At 67.3% G+C, this 1,741-nt stretch carries 2 protein-coding genes; one reads left to right on the top strand and one right to left on the bottom strand.

Features of this window, described 5'->3' with window-relative positions; translation table 11 throughout:
* On the bottom strand, positions 1 to 1,139 hold a 1,139-nt coding region (locus BN11_RS17335), incomplete at its 3' end, for a YihY/virulence factor BrkB family protein (protein ID WP_201329292.1).
* A gap of 202 nt (positions 1,140 to 1,341) precedes the next feature.
* Here BN11_RS17335 and BN11_RS23050 point away from each other — a divergent pair.
* Complete coding sequence (locus BN11_RS23050) at positions 1,342 to 1,596, top strand: antitoxin VbhA family protein (RefSeq protein ID WP_157044247.1); 255 nt, start codon at positions 1,342 to 1,344, stop codon at positions 1,594 to 1,596.
* The last annotated feature ends 145 nt before the right edge of the window (positions 1,597 to 1,741 follow it).

Here is a 1,741-nt window from a genome sequence, read left to right as displayed (position 1 = left end):
CGCTCGGCGGCCTTGGCCTCGCGGCGGGCCGCGGTCCGGGCATCCATCTCACGCCGGGCCGCCCGGTGCGGGTCGACCGGTTCGGTGCTGTTGCCGGAGGTCTCGCGCAGCTCGCGGCCCTCGGCGACCTTCTTCTCGAGTTTGGCGGCGGCCTTCTTGGAGCCGGTGTCGTCCCGGGGCGGCAGTTGCAGGTTGCGTTCGGCGACGATGCCGGCCTGCAGCTGGCGCGCCCGCTCCAGTTCGGAGTCGACCTCGGCGCCGAAGAGCAGCGCGAGGTTGGTGAGCCACAGCCAGAGCAGGAAGACGATGACACCGGCGAGCGAGCCATAGGTCTTGTTGTAGTTGCCGAACTGGGAGACATAGAAGCCGAACGCCAGCGACGCGACCACCCAGGTGACGATGGCGATGGCCGCGCCGACGCTGACCCACTTCATCTTCGGCTGGCGCACGTTCGGGGTCGCGTAATAGAGCACGGCGACCATGGCGACGATGATGAGCAGGATGATCGGCCACTTGGCGATATTCCAGGTCGTCACCATCGCGTCCCCGAGCCCGATGGCGTCCCCCACGCTGCGGGCGATCGGACCGGACACCACGACACCGAGCAGCACCAGGCCGGCGAGCACGACGAGGAAGAACGTCACCGCGAGGTGGAGCGGGCGCAGCTTCCAGAACGGACGGCCCTCGTCAATCTGATAGATCCGGTTCATCGCGCGGCCGAAAGCGCCGACATACCCCGACGCCGACCAGAGGGCGCCGGCGATACCGGTGACCAGCGCCAGGCCCGCGCCGCCGGCGTTGACCATGCTCGTCAGCACCTTGCGCAGCTCGGCGTTGACGCTGCCGATGCCGGCCTCGTCGAGCAGGTCGACCATCGCATCGACGGTCGTCTGCCCCTGCCCGAAGACCCCGAGCAGGGAGACCAGAGCCAGCAGGGCAGGAAAGACGGCGAGGACGGCGTAATAGGTCAGCGCCGCCGCGAGATCGGTGCACTGGTCGCGGCTGAACTCGGTCCAGGCCGCCTTGAGCGTGTATTTCCAGCCGGGCTTCTTGATGTCGGTCGGCGCGCCCGGCTTGCGCGGGTCGTCCGGTTCCGGCGCGGTCTGATCCTTGGCGGCGGCTTGACCTTCGGCGGCCATCGAGTCCTCCGGGTGTCTCGGCTTCAGTGGGTCGTATGCGGTGGGAGCCGGACCAACGCTAGGCCGCGCGGAGCGCTCGTGGCGGGTTAGCACGTGGGCAGCTCAGTCAGTGGGCGCGCGTTCCATCAACTGTCCGTGGCGCTCGCTAGGCTGGAGGACCTCGTGGAGGGTTTCTGCCCTGACACATCGCGAGAATCCATGGGTGAGCACGCGAGCGCGTCTGCGCCCCGATGAAAGGACTCGGGGAGAGATCCCGCGACAGGCGACGGCTGACTACTACCAAGCGCAAATACTGACACCCCGGGCTGCCGTTGATCACGCCCGTGCCAATGCGCGTCTCGAGGGACTCACCGCCGATCCGCGCCTCGACGGCCTGCTCACCGACATTGCTAGCGGAGAGCGTGACCCCGAAAAGGTTCTCCAAGAACTGGTGGCCGAGTACACCGCCAGCACGTGATCGACCCTTACGTCGATCGCGAGACGGGGGTGCTCTGCAACCGCCTTGGACTCACAGATGCGGCGGCGCTACAGGGAGCAGAGACGATTGTCGATGCTTCGGGATGTGCAAATGCCCAGCTGTTGAGCGACCCCCTGGTTGACCA

It is taken from the genome of Nostocoides australiense Ben110 (genome assembly GCF_001050535.1).
In the GTDB taxonomy this organism is placed as follows: Bacteria; Actinomycetota; Actinomycetes; order Actinomycetales; family Dermatophilaceae; genus Nostocoides_A; species Nostocoides_A australiense.
Note: the sequence above shows the minus strand (reverse complement) of the source record. Positions and strands in the feature narration are given on the sequence as shown.